Source organism: Georgenia sp. 311, assembly GCF_006151955.1.
Lineage (GTDB): Bacteria > Actinomycetota > Actinomycetes > Actinomycetales > Actinomycetaceae > Oceanitalea > Oceanitalea wutianyii.
Map to the genome: position 1 here is coordinate 41,675 of NZ_VDFS01000046.1, position 5,860 is coordinate 47,534.

Sequence of the window (5,860 nt, forward strand, 5' to 3'; positions counted from 1 at the left end):
AATCGAAGGCCTTCTGGATACCGCCGATCGGCTTGGGACACAACGGATTTGCTCGTGTTGTCGAGGAAATCTCCTCACTTCGGCCTCTGACTCCAGCCGGTCTGTGACGAGCTGTGACGGCTCAATGTGGAGGGTAAGTGGAGGGTCGTTCCCGTTCCACACGCATCTGCTAAGCATATTTGGCGCCGGCGGACCGAAGGGGTTCACGTTGGCCTCGCCCCGATGGGCATCAGGCGCAGATGCGCCTCTCCGGACATCCGGCAGGGAGGCGAGGCGATTCCAGCGTGGTCGCGGCTGCATAGGCGGCGAAGACGAAGCGGCATACGAGGTTAGGTCTTGCTTGGGTCGCGCGCCCGATCCGCTCGATCGCGCGAATACAGGATCACTGCGACCCCAACTAGGCGGATGAGGGTCCCTGCCACGTCGTACCTATCGGGACGGGGCCAGCGTGACCGTCAGACTTGCTGCTCTGCGACGAGCTGGCGGTAACGGTCGTAGGCTTCATCTACCTTCTCAACGATGGACACGAGCGTTCCCTCTTCCATCCGATACGTCCTCTCAGGGTCACCCCGGAAGGAGAGCCAATTGAAACTCGTGGTCACCCACTGATTGTCGAAGATTAGGATCTTCGCGTGAGTGTTCTTCAACCGAGTGAGCATGAACCTGTCGCGGAAACGGGAAGCCAGGTTGGCGAGCCGCTTCAGGGCGGTTTCGTCGGAACCTGAGTCGTCGTCACCGTACCCGTGTGCGATCGTGACCTCAACTCCTGCGCGGAGTCGCCGTTCCAGTTTCGACACAAAGTCAGTGGTGACGACGGCGGACCTCACCCACGGCGAGATGATGAGTAGACGCCTTACAGAGGCATCAAGGGCTTCCGTCAGCAGGTCGGGATGTTCGAACACCCCGACGCTACGCACCGCGAACCTTGCGACCCCACGGGCCGTGCTCGTCACCGGGACTTGCTCGGGCTCGGCTGCTGCTAACTGTTGCACGTCCGCGAGACCAACGCGCTGACTTTCTAGGTCTGCATCGAGAACAGGCCTCGGTTCGGGGAGGCCGACGGACAGTCCCAACCGATCGACTGCGTTGATGGCATCAAGAGCCAAGCCATGGTTGGCCTGCAACTCGCCATCGATGCAGAGTGCCAGGGCGACTTCCCGACGAGCGGGATCGCCGTAAACAAGGAGTTGGGCTGGCAGATACCGATGGGTATTGGGGGAAACCTTCCGCACACGCAGAATCTCGACTCTGCGTTCACGTCCATCTCGCGCACTAAGGAGGGCGTTGAATCCCTCCGCAGTGACGTCACCGAGGCCAATTCGAGCCTTCTGCCGTGCGGGCAATAGTTGGCGCCCTTGCTCTTGGGCATCCTTCTTGGTCATCAGACTGGATCGGTTGTAGTCGGCGAGCCGCCAGACGAGCCTGTCGAAAACAATAGGAAGGGTCTTGACGACGGGCTGAGTGGCCGCGAGGTTTCTGACCACCTCCGCCCCCTGTGAGGTGAGGGCTAGCGCACCTCCACTGCGGCGAAGGTTGTTCTCGCTCACCTGGATGGCGGCCGCCTCCAAGACCTGGTCACGCTGGAGCCCAAGCATTTCGGCTACGTCAGGTCCCGTATGCACACCTGCCGCGACCAGCCGAACCAGAAACTCTTCGATGATGGGAAGGGGTTTCCGTTCTTGGGCCAGAACATCGGCTTGCACGACGGTGACCGGAACCGCAGCTTCCTCCACCGCGAGTAAGTGCATCCCCGGGCGCTCATCACCGAAGCGGCGCTTAAGCAACTGGAATGAACTAGTCACGATCTGCCAGCCTCACTTCGCAGTCGTCCGGGTGAGTTGCAATGTAATCGTACACCGTTCTCAGCGCCCCGTTGGTCGCTTGAATAAAGGCGGCGTCTCCGACGATTACGAGACCGTAGCGGGCCCGTGAGAGTGCAACATTGATTCGCCGCCAGTAGTCCGCTCCGAGGAAACCTAACCGCCCTTCTGGGTTACTGCGCGTAATGGAGACGATGGCAATGTCCGCCTCGCGGCCTTGAACTGCATCGACTGACATGACAACAGGGATAAGGTGCTTGAAAGAGACCGGCGCAAGCTTGCGCTTAAACTCGTCCACCTGACTTCGGTACGGAGAAATAACGAGAACTTCTAACCTTGCAGCATTCGGCGGAAGGCGGACCAACTCGTAGTCGATTGCACTATCGAGCGTCTGCAGCTGTTTGACCACTAACTGCACCTCGGCACGATTAGCGAAACTCGTAGCCTGCCCGCCAGGAGCAGACTCCCGTCGCCGGTCACCGAGGGACCCGGTGTCCAACCACATCACAGAACGGCCGAAGAGTCTGTCGTACCCTGCCAGCCCCTCGGTCCGGGGAGATTGCAACTCCCCCGCATAGAAGCAAGTGGAAATTAGGTCTCCGATAGGCCGGATCATTCGATATTGGTGACGAAGCATCCGCTGCGAATGCTCGGGCAGCAGATCCGCCATTCGCTGGAACAGCGTCTGCGTGACGTCGGCCTTGGTGATCTCGTGCTCACTCATGATCTCAGTTGCACGCAGAAGGTCCTCGTCGGTGGGCGGTAACTGCCTTGTGTCTCCGACCAAGATCCAGCGACGGGCATGAGACATCGGCACCAAGGCCTCAGTCAGAGTCGCCTTGGATGCCTCGTCCACGATGCATAGGTCGAAATCGAGCATCTTTACGGCCCGGTTGCGCAGAAATCCTGTACATGTACCCGCAACTACACGTGTGGTCTCCAGGTAGACAGCAGCAAGGCTGTCATCCGAAGCGATGCGTTGCAGCCACTCAGCCTGTACGGCGAGTCGCTGGAGTAACTGCCCAGCCTCGGCACTGTCACCGAGCAGCACGTCCACGGCTGACGCGGCTTCGCCTGCACTGATCGTGGCGCTGACAGTGAGATCCCCCCCTAATTGGCGTTGCGCATCTTGCACTAGTTCCGCTCGATAATCCGATAAGCTGTCAATCCGGTCCTGCAGGTTGCTGTCGTGTTCGTCCGCCGACAGGGCGGTGGTCAGTTCCGAGGCACCGGTGTCGCGACCGCCAGAGATGCTCGATTCGATTGCTTCGATCTCGCGGCATACGGAAGCGAGCTGCTGCAGCGTCAGGGCTGCCCGCAGATGGTCAACGGGGATGCCATGGTCGCTGGCTTGTTTCTCGATACTAGCCTCAGCGTTCGCCCGCACCCCTTGCGTCCACCGCTTTGTTTGGGCGTCGAGCAACAGGTGGCGCACCGAGGGGTCGACACGCGATTCGTCCACACCTGCGAGTCGAACCAGGCCAGCAATTTCACTACGATCAAGCCGCTCTAGGGCGTTGTCCACCGCAACGTGTGTCTGGGAGGCGATGAGCACCCTGCCCTCAGGGTTGGACCTGAGGAACTGCGCAACGGCCTCCGCGATGAAGTTCGTCTTGCCGGTGCCAGGAGGACCTTGAACGAGCAATGCATCTGAAGCGCCGAGAGCAAGTTGCACTGCCTCCCGCTTGCTCTCATCCAGGTCCAGCCGCCAGGAGTCTATCGACACCGTCTGCGGTCGAGAGTTCTGGCTGGGATCAAGCAGGAGTTTTCGCAAGTGCGGTCGCGGATTTGTCTCGTTCTTGACCGCGCCGACGGCATCCCGCTGACGGGCAAGAGAGACCTCTGAGGGGCCGATGTGGGGCACTAGGACGGCGTTCTGCGGCAGGTTGGTGAGACGCGACCCCAACAATGTGAGGTGGTCGCCGTCCTGGTCGATGACTTCACCCCAGCCGTATTTGCGTCCGGCCAGTTGGTCCTGCACCTGCCACTCGGTACCGATCAGGTCTAGCTCGCTCGGTTCGGCGAGCTTGAAGACTGTCTGACGGCCGGCGGTTCTCCAAGACTGATACGGGATGGGCTCATGCTCGCCCCTGGCCAGTTCCTCGCGGGCGTCAAGGATGCGCAGCCAAGTGTCGAAGAGTTCGTCACCCTCCTGCGGCCCCTGGTCTTGCGCACCTTCCTTCCCGGCTTCGACGAAGTCCTCAACCATCTCAACGAGAACCCCCAAGCCGTGTGCGGCCAGTTCTCGATTCGCGGGCTCTTGAACAGTCCACGTGAAGACCGGCGGCAGAGATAGCGAGCGCTTTCTGAGCCCTTCGAGCACTTCGTACTCCGGCTGGGTCGCTGCAATGACCACACCACCGGAGCGGTCATCGTCAAGTTTCAGCGTGTACCGGTATTCCTTGCCCGAAAGCATGATGACGTTCCGATTGTGATCGCCACTCTCGCGGTCGAACCGGAAGGTGGCGAAGACCTCGCCTGCGAGGTCCGCTTGAATCTTTGCACCAGCTTGCACTCGGGCAGACGTACTTCCAACCAGGTGCTCCACCGCAGCGTTGGTGAGGCGCAGCCAAACGGGATTTCGCGCCTGCTGACGGCGCACCGCTCTGTCGCGCCGTATGCTCGCCAGGGCGTCAGCCAACTCCGACGCATTCCGAGGCCGTTGCGATGGATCGGGGTTGACACAAGCTTCCAGAAGCCGCTTGGCGTCAGGAGGCACCGACACCGACTCAAGGGTGGTCGCCACGTCGGGAAAATCTCGTATTCGTTCGGCAGACAGACACTGAAGAAGCACCACGCCAACCGAGTAAACGTCCCTCACGTAAGGGATGGGTGTGTCCATCTCCGGCGGCGCGTACGGTCCAGATCGGAACCCAGCCACGGTCAACTCACTGTCCTCGGATTGCCCACGAATCTTCGCGATTCCGAAGTCCGCCAACAGCGGATCGCCCGTGGGGGCAATGAGAATGTTCTGCGGCTTGATGTCTCGGTGCTCGATCTGCTTTAGGTGCGCATAGGCGAGAGCATCCACTAGGGGTTGCGCGAAATCTCGATGAAGACGGTCCCATGAGTCCCACGGGCCGCCCTTTAAGAGGTCCGAAAGGTTCCGATCCACCCAATCGAGGACCAAGTAGTAGCTACCCGTCTCGTCGATGCCCGCATCGCGGTAGTGCACGATGTTCGGGTGGCTCAGTTCCCGGAGAGTCCTGACTTCTCGGTCAAAGACCTTTTGTGAGAGCTCGTCGTTGGGCCCCATCACGAACTTGACGGCCACAGATGATCCATCGCGCGTGTCGACTCCACGTCTGACGGTGGACAGCCCACCTGACCGACCAGCAGTGTTCACAAGGACGTAATGGTCGCCGATCTGTTCTGGCACCGTATCAACCCCGTTCTATCCGCCGCCATGGGCACCTTAACTCTTCCCCGTTGGCGGTGTAGCAGGTTCGGGCTCGTCGGCCGATGGGTAGATGTCGGGGTCTGCCGGTCGGGGGAGTGACGCTGCCCATCGCGTGGACGTTGGCGTGTCTGACGCTCCCTTTGTGCGCCATCACCTGACCACGTATGTCTGCCTCGCCGCGCAGGATCTTGAGACCGTCGAGCAGCACCTCGGTCTAGACCGGGCTGTACGAGCCTGCTGCCGCGTAGTCTCGTGTAACACCGTCAACACTGCGGTCTCTGCAGCAGGAAACAGTGGCCTCATCGACGCCCCGCCCGCTTTCGGCGTTCACTACTCGTCGTTGCTGCTGTCAAGAGGAACAAGTGACTCGACGATCTCGGCGGTCTCCGGGTTCACCTTCTTGTCGGGCTCGATGCTGTGCTCGGCGTAGGTCGTCCGGACGGGCACGCCGAGGTACTGGCGGTTCCATGCCTGCCAGGAGCGCGCGACGCACACCGTGGCATCCATGTCACCCCGGCCGAGACCGGCGCCGACCGCACAGCAGACCCGGTCCGGCCTCGACGGAGAGGTCACAGTGGCGGGCTTGGGAGAGTACGGGCAACGCAGAAGGCCCGGACCTGATGGTCCGGGCCTTCTCCTG

The 5,860-nt window shown here is 61.0% G+C and carries 3 protein-coding genes; all 3 read right to left on the reverse strand.

Going from position 1 to position 5,860, the window contains the following annotated elements; all coding sequences use genetic code 11:
* Positions 1 to 455: 455 nt before the first annotated feature.
* On the reverse strand, positions 456 to 1,802 hold the full coding sequence (locus tag FHE66_RS10175) for a hypothetical protein (RefSeq protein WP_139072846.1): 1,347 nt from the start codon (positions 1,800 to 1,802) through the stop codon (positions 456 to 458).
* On the reverse strand, positions 1,795 to 5,199 hold the full coding sequence (locus FHE66_RS10180; protein ID WP_139072847.1) for a serine/threonine-protein kinase: 3,405 nt from the start codon (positions 5,197 to 5,199) through the stop codon (positions 1,795 to 1,797). The genes FHE66_RS10175 and FHE66_RS10180 overlap by 8 nt, the downstream gene beginning before the upstream one ends.
* 351 nt (positions 5,200 to 5,550) lie before the next feature.
* Positions 5,551 to 5,727: a hypothetical protein gene (locus tag FHE66_RS15570; RefSeq protein WP_176554734.1), complete on the reverse strand. Its 177-nt coding sequence runs from the start codon at positions 5,725 to 5,727 to the stop codon at positions 5,551 to 5,553.
* Positions 5,728 to 5,860: the final 133 nt, after the last annotated feature.

Bases quoted from the DNA above. Each gene is read 5' to 3' on its own strand.
- FHE66_RS15570 (WP_176554734.1), bottom strand. From the start codon at position 5,727: ATGGATGCCACGGTGTGCGTCGCGCGCTCCTGGCAGGCATGGAACCGC.